At 59.1% G+C, this 15215-nt stretch carries 17 protein-coding genes and 1 tRNA gene; 6 read left to right on the top strand and 12 right to left on the bottom strand.

Going from position 1 to position 15215, the window contains the following annotated elements; genetic code table 11:
• Window positions 1–20: 20 nt before the first annotated feature.
• Genes N7U68_RS05805 through N7U68_RS05815 form a run of 3 tightly spaced genes read right to left on the bottom strand, consistent with a single transcriptional unit; the run spans window position 21 to window position 3883 of the window.
• Window positions 21–416 (bottom strand): RNA-binding S4 domain-containing protein, encoded by a 396-nt coding sequence (locus N7U68_RS05805; RefSeq protein ID WP_263048538.1) that lies wholly within the window; start codon window positions 414–416, stop codon window positions 21–23.
• An 8-nt stretch (window positions 417–424) separates the two neighbouring features.
• Window positions 425–3286 carry a helicase-related protein gene (locus tag N7U68_RS05810; protein WP_263048539.1) on the bottom strand — a complete coding sequence of 954 codons (2862 nt, stop codon included), beginning with the start codon at window positions 3284–3286 and terminating at the stop codon, window positions 425–427.
• A gap of 33 nt (window positions 3287–3319) precedes the next feature.
• A complete protein-coding gene (locus N7U68_RS05815) occupies window positions 3320–3883 on the bottom strand; it encodes a tetratricopeptide repeat protein (protein WP_263048540.1) in 564 nt (187 codons plus the stop codon).
• Window positions 3884–3957: 74 nt separating this feature from the next.
• On the opposite strand from N7U68_RS05815, the gene N7U68_RS05820 reads away from it, so the two are divergent.
• From N7U68_RS05820 to N7U68_RS05830, 3 genes are all read left to right on the top strand, one after another.
• On the top strand, window positions 3958–4248 hold the full coding sequence (locus N7U68_RS05820; protein WP_165197351.1) for an SCP2 sterol-binding domain-containing protein: 291 nt from the start codon (window positions 3958–3960) through the stop codon (window positions 4246–4248).
• 5 nt (window positions 4249–4253) lie between these two features.
• On the top strand, window positions 4254–5231 hold the full coding sequence (locus N7U68_RS05825) for an alpha/beta hydrolase (protein ID WP_263048541.1): 978 nt from the start codon (window positions 4254–4256) through the stop codon (window positions 5229–5231).
• A gap of 186 nt (window positions 5232–5417) precedes the next feature.
• Entirely contained in the window at window positions 5418–7238 is a 1821-nt protein-coding gene (locus tag N7U68_RS05830; protein WP_263048542.1) for a M3 family oligoendopeptidase, read from the top strand.
• 165 nt (window positions 7239–7403) lie between these two features.
• Here N7U68_RS05830 and N7U68_RS05835 read toward each other — a convergent pair whose 3' ends face one another.
• The 4 genes from N7U68_RS05835 to N7U68_RS05850 form a co-directional block, all read right to left on the bottom strand.
• Entirely contained in the window at window positions 7404–7673 is a 270-nt protein-coding gene (locus tag N7U68_RS05835) for a DksA/TraR family C4-type zinc finger protein (protein ID WP_165197348.1), read from the bottom strand.
• 84 nt (window positions 7674–7757) lie between these two features.
• The gene (locus N7U68_RS05840; protein WP_165197347.1) at window positions 7758–8843 is read right to left on the bottom strand and encodes an alpha/beta hydrolase; all 1086 of its coding nucleotides are present in this window, start codon (window positions 8841–8843) and stop codon (window positions 7758–7760) included.
• 62 nt (window positions 8844–8905) lie between these two features.
• Window positions 8906–9802 (bottom strand): RNA polymerase sigma factor RpoH, encoded by an 897-nt coding sequence (gene rpoH / locus N7U68_RS05845; protein ID WP_165197346.1) that lies wholly within the window; start codon window positions 9800–9802, stop codon window positions 8906–8908.
• A 170-nt stretch (window positions 9803–9972) separates the two neighbouring features.
• Window positions 9973–10998 carry an RluA family pseudouridine synthase gene (locus tag N7U68_RS05850; protein WP_263048543.1) on the bottom strand — a complete coding sequence of 342 codons (1026 nt, stop codon included), beginning with the start codon at window positions 10996–10998 and terminating at the stop codon, window positions 9973–9975.
• Between N7U68_RS05850 and N7U68_RS05855 the strand changes: the two genes are divergently transcribed.
• Window positions 10997–11299, top strand: coding sequence for a DUF6476 family protein (locus N7U68_RS05855; protein ID WP_263048544.1), 303 nt, complete (start codon window positions 10997–10999; stop codon window positions 11297–11299). The genes N7U68_RS05850 and N7U68_RS05855 overlap by 2 nt on opposite strands.
• A gap of 49 nt (window positions 11300–11348) precedes the next feature.
• Window positions 11349–11723, top strand: coding sequence for a hypothetical protein (locus N7U68_RS05860; protein WP_263048545.1), 375 nt, complete (start codon window positions 11349–11351; stop codon window positions 11721–11723).
• Window positions 11724–11757: 34 nt separating this feature from the next.
• On the opposite strand, the gene N7U68_RS05865 is transcribed toward N7U68_RS05860, so the two are convergent.
• The 3 genes from N7U68_RS05865 to N7U68_RS05875 form a co-directional block, all read right to left on the bottom strand.
• Window positions 11758–11834, bottom strand: a tRNA-His gene (locus N7U68_RS05865).
• A gap of 41 nt (window positions 11835–11875) precedes the next feature.
• Window positions 11876–12334 (bottom strand): GNAT family N-acetyltransferase, encoded by a 459-nt coding sequence (locus N7U68_RS05870; RefSeq protein WP_263048546.1) that lies wholly within the window; start codon window positions 12332–12334, stop codon window positions 11876–11878.
• A 36-nt stretch (window positions 12335–12370) separates the two neighbouring features.
• A complete protein-coding gene (locus tag N7U68_RS05875; protein WP_263048547.1) occupies window positions 12371–13588 on the bottom strand; it encodes a porin in 1218 nt (405 codons plus the stop codon).
• A 193-nt stretch (window positions 13589–13781) separates the two neighbouring features.
• On the opposite strand from N7U68_RS05875, the gene N7U68_RS05880 reads away from it, so the two are divergent.
• Complete coding sequence (locus tag N7U68_RS05880) at window positions 13782–13964, top strand: DUF6324 family protein (RefSeq protein ID WP_165197339.1); 183 nt, start codon at window positions 13782–13784, stop codon at window positions 13962–13964.
• Here N7U68_RS05880 and N7U68_RS05885 read toward each other — a convergent pair.
• Window positions 13953–14417: an MmcB family DNA repair protein gene (locus N7U68_RS05885; protein ID WP_165197337.1), complete on the bottom strand. Its 465-nt coding sequence runs from the start codon at window positions 14415–14417 to the stop codon at window positions 13953–13955. The two genes, N7U68_RS05880 and N7U68_RS05885, sit on opposite strands and share 12 nt — an antisense overlap.
• Before the next feature lie 427 nt (window positions 14418–14844).
• Window positions 14845–15180: a hypothetical protein gene (locus N7U68_RS05890; protein ID WP_165197335.1), complete on the bottom strand. Its 336-nt coding sequence runs from the start codon at window positions 15178–15180 to the stop codon at window positions 14845–14847.
• Window positions 15181–15215 lie beyond the last annotated feature (35 nt).

Here is a 15215-nt window from a genome sequence, read left to right on the forward strand (position 1 = left end):
TCCTAATCCAGCAGCCAGCATCATTCAAGCGCTCTGGAACGATTGAGATCGAGATCACGGCGCGCCTTCTTGGTCGGGCGTCCTTTTCCGTCATAGCCGGGATTTTGTGGAACAGTGTTCTCGCTCTTGTGTTCCTGAGTTGGCTTCAGATCCTCATAAAGCGCCTGTGCCTCTGGGGCTGGGCCGCGACGCTGGCCGGGTGCGACGATACGCACCACTCTGATTTGCCGTGCTTGGGCAAAGGTCAACACGTCCCCGGCCTGCACAACCGTCGCCGGTTTCACCACCCGTTCACTGTTGACCCTGACATGCCCGGCGCTGACCTCTTTTGCTGCCAACGATCGGGTTTTAAAGAACCGAGCAAAGAAAAGCCACTTGTCGATCCGAATTTTCTGATCTTTATCAGTATCCTGCACGGCAAACTTCAGGTTTTATCCCGCAACCCCATCAATGCGGCGGCGAATGGGTTATCCGGGTCAATCCGGTCCTTCTTGACGGGCTTCGCCGAGAATGACTTGGCGCCGTGATCGTTATCGCCACGCTGCTTGCCCTTGCCTTTACCCTTGTTCGGACGGCCTTTACCTTGCGGCTTGCCCCGTGCGCCGCTCGGTCCTCGTGACGGACCATCGGATGCACCCTGACGACGGGCGCGGCCAGCCCAGGTAAAGGTATAGTAGACTTCTATTTCCGGCGCGACCTTGTCTGCGGGCGCATCGCCGGGCAAGCTCTCGGTTTCGGCCGCTGGGGGAATATCCGCCGGTACAGCGGCTTCTTCAGTCGGTTCAACCGCAATCGGGGCAACACCTTCGTCAACGATTTCCGCCGCTTGATCAGCAGCCGTTTCGGGCGTCGCCTCGGAGGGCGTGACATCCGTTTGCGTCGGTGCATCGGCTACGGCCTGATCCACAGGCTTGACCTTCTCGCGCTCGGCGCGCACGCCCTTGTAGCCCAGCCCTTGCATCAGGTCGGCGAATTGCTCCAGCGTCATGCCCGTGATTGACAACATGTCGGCATCCGCTTCGAACCCGGCGCGGCTGTCTTTTGCCCGCAGCATATCCGCAAGTCGCTCCAGCATGTCGATACGGATGGCCCGCTCGCCTGCGGCGCGGTAGCCCGCCATTGTGAAATAACCCTGCGGGCTGGATCCGGCCGGTACCGTCACCAACCCCGGAGGTGGTGCTTCAGGAAAGTCGTCCAAATCCTTGTAAAGGGACCATAAAACCAATCTCAGACGCGTCGGCGCAGGCTTCAGAAGCAACGGCATAAAGATGGTAAACTGACCGAACCGGATGCCATGCTTGCGCAACGCGCCGCGCGCGTCCTGATCCAGTGCTTTGACGTCATCGGCGACCTCGCCGCGGGGAATGACACCCAGTGCCTCAACCATGCGAAACCCGAAACCGCGCGCAAGCCCGGTCAGTGCCTCATCCCGACCAAGCGCAAGAAGTGGTTCGAACAGAGTCGCGATCTTGCGATCAATGAAATGTTGCAGACGACGTTCGACCTTCTGCGCCACGTCCGCGCCAGCCTCGTCATCGACAAACGCCTTGATCACGGGCTTCAGCGGATCAGCCCCCTTGACCAGCTTACCCACTGCCTGACTGCCCCACATCAGGCCGCCCTGCTCGGTGAAATCAATCTCGGTGTCCGGCGCGTTGTAGAACCGGTCAGCGCGCAGATGGAAATGCGGGCTAAGTGCCTGCAAACTCGCTTGACTCAGTGTCTTGGCCTCCTGTCCGGTCGCGGAATTGTCCGCCAGAAACCGGAACCCGTCCAACCGCCCGACAAATTCGCCTTCGACAGTCACTTCACCTTGATCATTCACTTCGGCCACGATGGCTTCCTTCTGCTTGAGCCGCCGCAACAACACGGATGTGCGCCGGTCCACAAATCGTTGGGTCAGCGCCCCGTGCAGGGCGTCCGACAGTCGGTCTTCTACAGCGCGGGTCGCAGCGCGCCAATGGCTTTCGTCCTCGACCCAGCCTTTTCGTTGCGCAACATAAGTCCACGTCCGGATATAGGCCAGCCTTTTGGACAATGTGTCGATATCTCCGTCGGTGCGGTCGATCCGGCGAATTTGTCGCGCCAGCCAGTCGTCGGGTATCCGCCCGGTTTCGTGCAAGTCGCAATAGATCGTTTCCAGCAGGCTGGCATGTTCGGCCTGACTGATCCCGCGGAAATCAGGAATGCGGCACACATCCCACAACAAACGCACCGACGGGCCATCGGCTGCGCGCATATGCACGTCAGGCACCTCGGCCAGCGTCCGCAGCGCGATCACGTCATCCGCATCACGCGCACGGGCCAGCAATTCATGCCCCGGACGGGCCTCCAGCGATGCAATCAGCGCGCTCACACTGCCCAGAGACAGATCCGCGTTGCGCCATTCCAATTTTGCAATCGGGGTAAAGCGATGATCCATCACAGCCTGCGCCACCTCGTCCGCGAGCGGCGGGGCCTCGCCAGTGACACCAAACGTACCACTCGCCATGCCCCGGCCCGCGCGGCCTGCAATCTGTGCCAGCTCATTGGGCATCAGCGCACGCATGCGCCGCCCGTCAAACTTTGACAGTGCCGAAAACGCGACGTGATTGATATCCAGATTCAACCCCATCCCGATGGCATCCGTGGCCACGAGGTAGTCTACCTCACCGTTCTGATACAGCTCGACCTGCGCGTTGCGAGTACGCGGGCTTAGCGCCCCCATAACGACCGCGGCACCGCCCTTCTGACGGCGCAGCAGCTCTGCGATTGCATATACATTCTCAACCGAAAATCCGACTATTGCCGTGCGGGCCGGTAGCTTGCTTATCTTTTTCGAACCTGAATACACTAATTGCGACATACGTGTGCGTGGTATGAATTCCACTTCTGGCACCAGCGCGGCAATGACACCCCGCATCGTTGCCGCGCCCAGAAACTGGGTTTCGCGCTGCCCGCGCATCCGCAACAACCGGTCGGTAAAGACATGCCCCCGCTCTGGATCGGCACATAGCTGTATTTCGTCGATCGCGACAAAATCGGCGCCCATCCCCTCCGGCATCGCCTCAACCGTACAGACCCAGTATTTGGTGCGCGGCGGCACGATACGTTCTTCGCCGGTGACCAGTGCCACCACCGACGGACCTCGTATCGCCACGATTTTATCATAGACCTCGCGCGCCAACAGGCGCAGCGGCAGGCCGATAATGCCCGTGGGATACCCCAGCATTCGTTCGATCGCGTAATGCGTTTTGCCGGTATTTGTGGGCCCCAGAACCGCGAGCGTTCTTGACGGATCGGCCATTGGCCCGCCTCCAGTATCAAAATGTGCGGAATCTTAGATATCAGATCCGCCGAGTTCGGCGTCCAGACGCCCCAGTGCCGTGGTTACGTCCTCGAAATAGGGATGTATAGCCAGTACTTGCGTATAGGCTTCATGTGCCAGCTGGTCCTGACCAACCTCCTCCAACAGCGCGCCCAGCGACGCAATCGCATCGAAATGCCGCGGGTTCAGCGCCAGCGCGCGTTCCACATCACCCAGCGCCGGGCCATATAGCTCTACCCGTGCATAGGCGATAGCCCGCGCATGCCAGCCTTCGGCAAAATCCGGCGCATGATCGGTGAGCGCCGTCAAATGTTCGATCGCTAGGTCGAAATCACCCGCTTCCATCGCATCGCGGCCGCGTTTCAGCAACAGGTCCATCGCCGCAGAGCCGGATTTCGACTGTTCCAACTGAATTTCGCTTGCGATCCGCTTGGCATCCGCTGCTTCGGCCTGTTTCAACTGGGCATAGAGTGTGTCCAGCCGTCGACCTTCCTCGGCGCTGAGGGGGACGGAAAACAGGACTGCCAGCAGAAATGCCGTGACGGTACTGTTGAGACTTGGACGATCTGCGCTCATAACAAAGAAGAGTGTAGCGCAGCTTGCCGGAATGCAAACCCCCTCCGGCAACCGACAAGCAGAAAGGACATCAAATGAGCGAAGTTGTGACCAAGGCGGTGGACGCCCTGAATGAAAAAATGGCAGGCCGCCCCTTTGACGGATCGGCCAAGTTTATGATCGAAGGCGAAGGTGCCGTGATCATCGACGAAAATGGCGCCCATGCGGGTGATGAGGACACCGATGTAACGCTGACCGCCGACACCGAGACATTCGAATCGATCCTGTCTGGCGATCTAGATCCCACTGCCGCGTTTATGACGGGCAAGCTGGCCGTCGATGGTGACATGGGACTGGCGATGAAGCTAGGCAGCGTTCTCAGCTGATCAGGATGGAGCGCGCGCCCTATTTCGACGATGTGGCCGACGGTCCCCCGGACGGGGGGGCGTGGTGGGTATCGGCGTCAGACGGGGTGCGCCTGCGCATCGGCTATTGGCCCTGCGATGGTGCCAAGGGCACGGTGTTGCTTTACCCCGGACGCACCGAATATATCGAGAAATACAGCCGCGCAGCTACCGACCTTGCCGCGCGCGGCTATGCAACTCTGGCAATCGACTGGCGCGGTCAGGGTCTGTCTGATCGGCTGACGACAGATCAGATGGCCGGTCACGTGCACCTGTTTGCCGACTACCAGCGCGACGTGGCCGCCATGCTTGAAGCCGCGCGCGCCCTTGATGTCCCCAACCCGCTGCACCTGCTTGCACATTCGATGGGTGGCTGCATCGGCTTGCGTGCGGTGATGGACGGGTTACCGGTTGCCTCCTGCGCCTTTTCCGGTCCGATGTGGGGCATCCAGATCTCCGCCACCCTGCGTCCCGTCGCCTGGTCCCTGTCGTGGAGCGGTAGACGGCTGGGCATGGGACATGTCTATGCCCCCGGCGGTGCCGCCGAGAGCTATGTGCTCAAGGAACCGTTTGCCTCGAACAAACTGACCAACGACGCGGAAATGTATCAGCACATGGTCGATCAGACCCGCGCCCATCCCGAACTTGGCCTCGGCGGGCCCAGTCTGCGTTGGCTGCACGAAGCTCTTCGTGAATGTCTGATATTGTCGCGCCGCCCTTCACCCGACCTGCCCTGCCTCACGGTCGCGGGCAGCGACGAGATGATCGTCGACATGCCCCGCATCAAACAGCGAATGCGCGCTTGGCCAAAGGGCACGCTCTATATTGTCGACGGTGGGCGACACGAGGTTCTGATGGATACGGCCACAGTCCGGGACGACCTGTTTGACCGTATCGGTGCGCTCTATGACGCACAGGTAGCCTGCCGTAACCCGTCGCATGATCCCTCTGAAATATCCGCTTAACCGCAGCTCATCTGCGGCCTTTGCCCCTGCGGTGCAAACCGATGCGCGCGACCCCACTGATTAGCACGAAACACCACCGACGCGTCACCGACAGGATACCGACGTAATACCGACGTTCCAAAACACCGCCTTGAGCCTGCCGCCTCCCGCCCCTATGTCTGGTCCGTACCCAAAGGAGAGCCACCCATGATCCAGTCCCCCGCCCCCGCCTATGACGCCAATGCCAGCTCTGGCGCGGACGACCTCGGCAAGCTGCCGGAATGGGACCTGAGCGATCTCTACACCGCCGAAGACGCGCCCGAGCTAAAGCGTGATCTGGACTGGCTCGAAGCGGCCTGCGCCGATTTTGCCAGTGATTACCAGGGCAAACTGGCCGATCTTAACGCCGATGGCCTGCTCACCTGTATCAAGCGCAACGAGGCGATCAGCACCACCGCAGGGCGCATCATGTCCTTTGCTGGCCTGCGCTACTACCAGTTGACCACAGATGGCGGCCGCACCAAATTCCTGTCCGACACACAGGAAAAGATCACCAACTACACCACGCCGCTGGTATTTTTCACGCTGGAGCTGAACCGGCTGGAAGACACCCACCTAGAGACCCTTCTGGCCCAAAACGCCGAACTGGCCCGTTACCGCCCCGTACTGGATCGCATCCGCGCGATGAAACCTTACCAACTCAGCGATGAATTGGAGAAATTCCTGCATGATCTGGGGGTTGTGGGCGACGCCTGGGAGCGACTCTTTGACGAAACCATCGCCGGGCTGACGTTTGATATCGACGGTGAAACGCTCGGGATCGAGGCGACGTTGAACTTTCTCACCGAGCAGGATCGCAGCAAACGCGAGGCCGCCAGCCGTGAACTGGCCCGCGTCTTTGGTGAAAATATCCGCACCTTTGCCCGCGTTCACAACACTTCGGCCAAGGAAAAGGAAGTGCTGGACCGCTGGCGCGGCATGCCCACCGCGCAGACGGGTCGGCATCTCAGCAACGATGTCGAACCCGAAGTGGTCGAGGCTTTGCGCAACGCCGTTGTCGCCGCCTACCCCAGGCTGAGCCACCGCTACTACGAACTAAAGCGCAAGTGGCTCGGCCTCGACGTGATGCAGGTCTGGGACCGCAACGCTCCGCTGCCCATGGAAGAGACGAAAACCGTCGGGTGGGACGCCGCCCGCGCCACAGTCATGGAGGCCTACACCGCCTTTGATCCGCGCATGGGCGATCTGGCAGAACCGTTTTTCGACCGAGGCTGGATCGACGCAGGCGTAAAACCCGGCAAGGCACCCGGCGCGTTTGCCCATCCCACCGTGACGGATGTGCACCCTTACGTGATGCTCAACTACCTTGGAAAACCCCGCGATGTCATGACCTTGGCGCATGAATTGGGCCACGGCGTTCATCAGGTTCTGGCCGCCGAACAGGGCGAGCTACTGAGCTCGACACCGCTGACACTGGCCGAAACCGCCAGCGTGTTCGGCGAAATGCTGACATTCCGCAAGATGCTGGACGGCGCAGCCAACGACGCCGAACGCAAGATCCTGCTGGCAGGCAAGGTCGAGGACATGATCAACACTGTCGTCCGCCAGATCGCATTCTACGATTTCGAATGCAAACTGCACGCCGCACGCCGTCAGGGTGAACTGACACCAGAAGACATCAATGCCCTCTGGATGTCGGTTCAGGCCGAAAGCCTCGGGCCCGCCTTCGAGTTCATGGAAGGGTACGAAACATTCTGGGCCTATATACCGCACTTCGTTCATTCCCCCTTCTATGTTTACGCCTACGCCTTCGGCGATGGTTTGGTAAACGCACTCTACGCCGTCTACGAGGAGCACCCCGACGGCTTTCAGGACAAATATTTCGATATGCTCAAGGCAGGCGGCTCCAAACATCACAAGGCGCTTCTAGCCCCATTCGGCCTTGATGCCAGCGACCCCGCGTTCTGGGGCAAAGGTCTAAGCATGATCTCCGACATGATCGACGAGTTGGAAGCGATGGAGGACTGATGAGTGCAGCGGTCTGGCACGCCGCTGCTGACACACCCCCCATGACCTCCCCAGCCCATATCTTCTTCTTGCTGCAAGTATCCTGGGGGTTTGGGGGCAAAGCCCCCAAGGTCTGAGTGGCCTCAACGCAAATCTGAAAAGCGCGCCGCAGGCGCACCGCAGCCGTTACTTTAACTGGCTGTCCTTCGAGCCGCGCCGATTGATGCCACCGCGCGCCTGTGCTGCGCTGTCGCGCTCTTGCATGCAGTCGATACACAGCTTGACCCCCGGCAGGGCAATCCGGCGCGCTTCGGGGATAGGCTCTTCGCACTCGGCACAGTGGGTTCGGCTTTCGCCTGTTGCCGTCCGTCGCGCCTTGAGACGGGCCAGTTCATCTGCGATCGACGCTTCTATCTGCTCATTTACCGCGCCATCGCGCGCCCATCCACCGGCCATGCGGCACCTCCTTGCTCTTGATCAAAGCTAGGATCGCCAAGGCAGATTGCCAAGGGGGAATGGTCGTCTTTACCTTTCCGGCCCTTATGGGTTTCCAGTCTTCAGGATCGGCGCGTCCAGGATCAGGTAATCGTTAAACGGTGTGCCACCACTCTGCGCTTGTGCCAACATGCCCTGCAGGACAGACACTGCGGCAGGCGATGCGACAGGCACCATATGGTTCAGACCCTCACCATCACTCAGCGCCGTAAAATCCACCACGGTCACGCCCAGATCCGCCACTTGCTCCGGTCCGTCGATCACCCCCAGCCGTGGCTTGCGACCTGTGATAAAGCCCGCAAGCGACAGCGCGCGGTCCTGCCGCGAGACAAAAATCATAAAAGGATCGGGTAATTTGCCAATGGTTTTGGCCTGATGACGGAAAACATCCGGATCAATGTCAGGTGACATCAGAACGACGCCGCTGATCCTGTCCAACAACCGCCGGTTCCCGCGCAGCGCCGCCTGTCGCAGCACTTCCATCGTCAATTGCGATCCCATCGAATGAGCTAGCAGGAACACCTTCTCGCCCGGTGCTGCCGTCAGACCGTTCAGCACTTCCTCCAGATCGTCGCGCGCATGCAATACACTGTCGCGATCATAGATATAGCCACGTGCATCCCCGGCAGATTGCCACGAGAACAGAACACCCGGCATGCCAGTCTTGAAATCACTCTGAATCTGCGCCAACCGGTACATCGCATCCGACAACGTATTGTTATAGCCATGCACGAAGACCAACGTTTCCTTGCCAGAACGACGGGCACGTATATGCGATCTCATTTCGCTCATACCGGAAAACACTTCGGTTTCCGTCACCGCAAAATCCACAGCGGTATCGGCCGGACCTTCAGGCCATTCGATATGTCCCGGCGTATGGGTCGGCGGCACCGAGATGACATTGCGAAAGAATCGCACCCCTTCGGGGCGTTTCTCGCCGAAATAGGGGCCTGTGCGGTCCAGCTTGCGCTGCGTGGCCACATAAATCGGGTAGGGTGTGGCCTCTGGGCTGGGTGCCGCAAACTGCGCTGTTTCACGCGGCGCACAGGCGGCGAGCAACACACACAACAGTGCGCCTATGATACGGCGATGAACCAAGGAAAATTGAACGCGATATTTAGCAGCAGACATAAAAAAAGCCCCCATAGGCAATCCCATGGAGGCTATCGGTTTTCCGCGCTCACGCCAAGCTGTCACGCGCTGGCAAGCATGCCTTTTTCCTGAGCAAGCCCGCGCATCCGCTTTTGTAGCTTCTCGAACGCGCGCACCTCGATCTGGCGAATGCGCTCTCGGCTCACGTCATATTGGCCGCTCAGATCCTCTAGCGTAACAGTCTTGTCACTCAACCGGCGCTGGGTCAGCACGTCCTTTTCCCGGTCGTTCAAAACATCCATCGCCTCTGCCAACAGTTCGCGACGCGCATGCAACTCGTCCCGCGCCTCATAGTCGCTGGCTTGGTCGGCATCTTCGTCCTCCAGCCAGTCCTGCCATTGCATCGTGCCTTCGCCTTCGGAACCGACGGTGGCATTCAGCGACGCATCACCTCCCGACATACGCCGGTTCATCGAGATCACTTCAGTCTCGGTTACGCCCAACTGTGTCGCGATCTTCTTGACGTTGTCGGGATGCATGTCACCATCTTCCAGCGCACCGATCTTGGACTTGGCCTTGCGCAGGTTAAAGAAAAGCTTCTTTTGCGCCGATGTTGTGCCCAACTTGACCAAGCTCCACGACCGCAGGATATATTCCTGAATGCTCGCCCTGATCCACCACATCGCATAGGTCGCCAACCGGAACCCCTTTTCGGGGTCAAACCGTTTCACGGCCTGCATCAGACCCACATTGGCCTCTGAGATCACTTCGGCTTGCGGCAGTCCGTAACCGCGATATCCCATCGCGATCTTGGCGGCGAGCCGCAAGTGTGACGTCACCATTCGGTGCGCCGCTTCGGTGTCTTCCTGCTCTACCCAGCGTTTGGCGAGCATGTATTCCTCTTCCGGCTCCAGGAGCGGAAACTTGCGGATTTCCTGCATATAGCGGTTCAGACCGCCTTCCGGCGTCGGTGCCGGCAGATTTGCATAATTGCCCATGTAACTGACCCTCCAGATTCACCCATGTTTAGGGTGTTAACATGTATTTAGGCATCCGCTTTTTCATTTCAAGGCGGATACGCCTCATTTGTTAACGCTAAATGAATCCTGTTGGTTCCGATTGCCAGCATTGTGTCGGCACCTCACACAAGCGTGCAGGATTGACATAATTACGACGCCAACGCCGCAATTAATCTGTCCATATCCTGTGGCAAGGGGGCATCAAACCGCATCATCTCGGCCGAAACCGGATGTTCGAACCCCAGATGCGCCGCATGCAAAGCCTGCCGATCAAAGTTACCTGCCGCCGCGAGCGCGACCTCTGGCAGTGCCTTTGCCGACAGCTTGCGCCGTCCGCCGTACGTCGGGTCGCCGATCAGCCCGTGACCAGCATAGGCCATATGGACCCGAATCTGATGGGTGCGCCCCGTCTCGAGCCAGCATTCGACCAGTGCCGCCACTTCGGGCGCGCCAAATCGCTGGACGATGCGCGCACGGGTAACCGCGTGCCGCCCACCAGTCTGACAGACCGCCTGCTTTTGTCTGTCGGTTTTGTGACGTGCAAGACGGGTCTCGATTCGCATGATGTTTCCCGGCTCGAAACTAATACCGCGCAACCCGCGCAAGCGCGGATCACTGGCATCGGGCACACCATTGCAAACCGCGAGATACTTCCGTTCCACATCATGCGCCTCGAACTGGGCCGCCAGACCGTGATGCGCACGGTCAGATTTTGCCACCACCAACAGGCCGCTGGTCTCCTTGTCGATGCGATGCACAATACCGGGACGTTTCGCGCCGCCGACCCCCGACAGGTTGCCACCAAAATGGTGCAGCAGGGCATTTACCAGTGTCCCCGACGGTGTGCCGGGTGCCGGATGCACGACCATGCCCGCAGGCTTGTCCACCACGATCAGGTCATCATCCTCATGGACAATATCCAGTGCGATGTCTTCAGGCGCGATATGGCTGTCCTCAGCCACGGGCACTGTGATCTCGACTGTGTCGCCCTCCGCCACGCGCGCCTTGGCGTCAGTGACCACCGCATCGTTCACTACAATGCGTCCTTCGGCGATCAGCCGCGCCAGTCGCGTGCGCGACAGCGCCGCGGCCTCTGGCACATCGCGTGCCAGTGCCTTATCAAGGCGCGGCGGCGGGTTCGGCCCGATTTCAACGTTCAGCGTGGTGGACCCCATGGAAGACACTCCTCAACATCAGCCGATTGATCCGGGCATGGTTAAATACCTGCGCCTGCTGGTCACGATCCTGACGGCGACGATGGTGATCGGGTTCATAGTGATCGTCGTGCTCTTTGTCACCAAGTTCTCGGACGCGTTCGGACCGGATTTGCCAGATGTGATCACCCTGCCCGACGGGTCAGAGCCGCTGGCCTTTACACAAGGCGCGAGTTGGTACGCAGTGGTGACCAAGGACGACCAAGTGCTGATCTATGATCGTGAGACGGGCGTGTTGCGCCAAACGTTGCAGATCGACTGACTTCACAAACCGTCGCATTGCTGGCACCCTGCGGATTGGGGGACATGTCATGCAACGCATCACTTGGGTCTGGATACTCTTTGCACTTTGGGCGGGCCTATATGCCGCGTCGTTCATTGTCGCGCATCACACCGCGCCCACCGGTGACAGTTTCCTGCGGGGAATGAACCGGCTGATGGTCTTCTTTCAGTTCCAGATCGCCGCCGGCATCGTTGCCATCGTGCTGTGGGGCATGGGCCGGGTTTTCAACAAAGGGACATGGCGACGCTGGCTTAGTCGTATACCTGTCCTGCTTGCTGTCGGGTTGGTGCTGTTGATTGTCGGCCTCATCGTCTACGCCAATTTAGGCAGACCCGCACCGGATGCCTCATATGTACCGCCAAAACAGGCGACGGAACCGGCCAAGGCCGTGATCGCGGAATAACCCACCTGAAAACCTGTGATCTGAAAATGGGGGATGGTACCACCTCCTGGTCTCGAACCAGGGACCTCTTGATCCACAATCAAGCGCTCTAACCAACTGAGCTAAGGCGGCACTGGCCGTCGATTTAGCGGCCATGCATCATAAATGCAAGCCTATTGGAGCGCAATTTCCCAGCTTTGTTCCACCAGATCGCAACCGAAGGAATGCACGGGGCGGCTGTCTGTCAAGCTCCAGCCGCGCTTTGCATACAGCGCACAAGCCGCACGGTGGCTTTCATGCGTCCAAAGCTGCATGCGCCGATAACCAGCCACGCGGGCGAATGCCATGCAGGTATCCAGTAGTTGCGCGCCGAGCCCGCTACCACGGGCCTCCGGCAGGACCAGAAACATCCGCAGCTTGGCCGTCTGCGCATCTAGTCGCACGCAAAAAATGCACCCCATTGGCGCACCATCCCGCTCCGCCACCCATCCGGCCTCATACTCCGAATCGTGATTGGCTATGAAATCGGCAACGATTCTGGCGACCAGCCTCCCGAAACTGGCATCGAACCCGTCGTCACGTGCATATAGCTGGCCATGCTGCGCAACGACCCAAGGTCCATCGGAATCCACGAACCTGCGTATGACGACCCTGCCGTGAATTGTGCTTCAGAAGCTCAGCTTGAGCCCGGTCCCGATGACGAAACCGTCGACATCATCACCCGGCGTACCAAAACCACCATCGCCCACATCCTCATCGAATTTGACATAAGAGGCAAAGACGAAGGCGTTGATCCCAACCCCCTTCTGCAATCCGTAGGTGGTATCGTACCCCGCTCCGGGGCGTGGCGGCTGCACCGGACGCTCGGGATGGCCTGTCGCGTAATAGTTTATCGCCGCCGTTATCGCCTGAAACCGTTCCTTTGGTCCGAACCCGGCATGTTCGTTATCTACATTGCGCCCGTGTAGGTAGGACATGCTGTAGCCAAACTTCCCGGCTTGATACAACAAACCAACATCGTAGGCTTCACCGTCCGTCACCCCGTTAGAGCTGTTGTTGCTCTCGGCGAAACTGCCGCCGATGGTAAACCCGCCATATCCCAGATTGGCGCCCGCGCCCCAATATTCAGGGCTTGCATTGGGGTCCGCCGTGTTGTCGGCAATGCCCCATTTCGCCGACAGACCGACGTCGAAATCCCCGAAACTATTGACGTAATTCGCGCCGATATCAAAAAAGTCCTGCCGGTTCGGCGCAGCATTCGGCTCTTCGTGCGCATAGCTTAGGCCCAGTTGAAAACCCGCAAAACGCGGTGTGAAATACGTGATCCGCCCTTGGGTTTCCTCCCCCATATTGGACACAAAGGTACTGCCCAACGTGCCCCGGATCAGGTCATCTCCCATCATCTGGCTGTTATGTACGCCCGAAAATGGAATATACGATCCCAGTGAACCGGAACTGATCCCGCCAAAGTTGGTCGCCGGGCCATACCCCATCGGCGCACCAAAACTCATATGATTGCCCGGCGTATCCGACTTACCAATCAGCAGCTCACCAAAGCTGCCTTTTACAAAGATATGTGCCTCGTCTATGTCTGCTCCAGCGTTGCGTTCGCCGACATGGCCCTCCATCTGGATGTTCACGCCGATCTTGATCCCGTTGTCCAATGTGATCGACGGCAGGAAAAACGCCTCGCCGGAACCAACCGAATCGATGCCGTCGAAATCGCTGGCGGTATCGCTGTCATAGGACGCATAGGCCAGACTCTGCTCAACATAGGCCCCTAGACCGATCTCCCATTCAGCGGCATGTGATGGCATGGCAGCCGACACCCCGAACACAGAGACGCCGCACAGCAGACTGCGTAACATGGTGGGTGGATATGTCATCGGTCTCGGCCCTCCGTGCTGACGTGGTTCTCCCGCCCTAAGCGTATTGTTGTCACTCGCGCTTCAGAGCCGGATCACCACAATACGCTATGCGCAGCCTAGCAAGCGCGATGCAACGGCACAACATTTGCGCTCATGCTTGCAAAACAAGGACGTTCCGCCTATGCCCCGCTAGCAGATCAAGGAGCAAACCATGGGCATTAATTCCGAACGCGACGTCGAGGCGAACCTACAGATCGGGCCGACAGATCAGGGCATGGTGCGCATTTTCGTGGAATCCCAAGGCACGGAGATTCCAATGGATTTCACCCCGGAAGAAGCGGACGAGATCGCCGCCGAGATCATGGCCGCCGCCAAGGCCGCATCAAGACGCTGACAGCCGTGGGTCCCGCAGGCCCTGTAGACGCCGCGCCGTGTCCCGCGCGAACTTGCGGGTAATGGCAGTACGACGCGCGCCGGACAGCTTGCTCTCCGGTCCCATGCGGACGATTTCACCGCCATAGGCATCCGCGATGATCAGGCCCGTTTCATCGGGTAGAATTTCGGTCGGAAAATCTGCATCCACTGCCCAGAAAAACCGATCACACCACTCCAGATAGCCGTCCCACTTGGAGTCGGTCATAAAATCGGCGCGGCTCGACTTGCACTCGACCACCCAGATTTCGCCCTTCGGCCCCAGCGCCATCACGTCAACCCGTTTACCCCGTTGTGGCACGTATTCTTCCAGTGGACAAAAGTCATGGCTGAGCAGATGGCGACACACCCCCCGCGCCAACAGCTGACCGGGCGTTAGGGTCGGTACGGTTGAGATGAAGGTCGCGTCATGCATAGTGCAATAATGAACAAAAGATGAACACATGCAACCCTTGCATCCCCCCTTGTAGCGGACACCTGTGCATCCTAGATTGAGCAATGGCGGGTTCTGCCCTTCTCGTGAACGGTTGCATTCCGGTGGCCTTAAGCAATTCCGAGGGAGCTGGCTCTGTCCGAGCCCTGGTTCGGTTACCCGGCACCCACCTGTACATACAGGTCCTCGGGAATGAGAGAACCAAACGGTTGCGTGCGGGCCCGCCACTTTAACTGCGTCATTGCCACGACATCAGGCCTGTCTGTGGTTCGACGGCGATGCCGAGGTCGCTGCGGAATCTCACGTCTCGATCTTTTCCAGATATACGGACGACGCACGGCAACCGCTGCCCGCGCGATTGGCCGGGCGGAAAAGCGGGTGATCGCCCCCGCACGATCCTGACTATGGCCTAGTTTTTCCGCACGAACCGCTGGTCCCGGCCCGCTTCGACGCGAACGGGGATCAACTGAGGCTGCGCGCGCATGACCCGCTGACGACGACCGCCGCGCGGCTCGTCATCATCGTCGTCCTTCATCCGCATCACCGCGATGGCGAATTGCACACCGGCAAAAACAATACCATTAGCGAACCACAGCACCAGCAACGCCAACCAGCCTTTGTCCGACGTGCTGATGAGATGCCAAAGATTGGCAATATTGAACCATAACAGCATGCCGACAAACACTGCGGCAATGCCAAACCCGATGGCGACATGTGTGATATAAAGGCGGATGAGCTTGGGCATTTTGTCCCTCTCGTCATGCGTTCATATGTAACTAT

The organism is Roseovarius pelagicus (assembly GCF_025639885.1).
GTDB classification, from domain to species: domain Bacteria; phylum Pseudomonadota; class Alphaproteobacteria; order Rhodobacterales; family Rhodobacteraceae; genus Roseovarius; species Roseovarius pelagicus.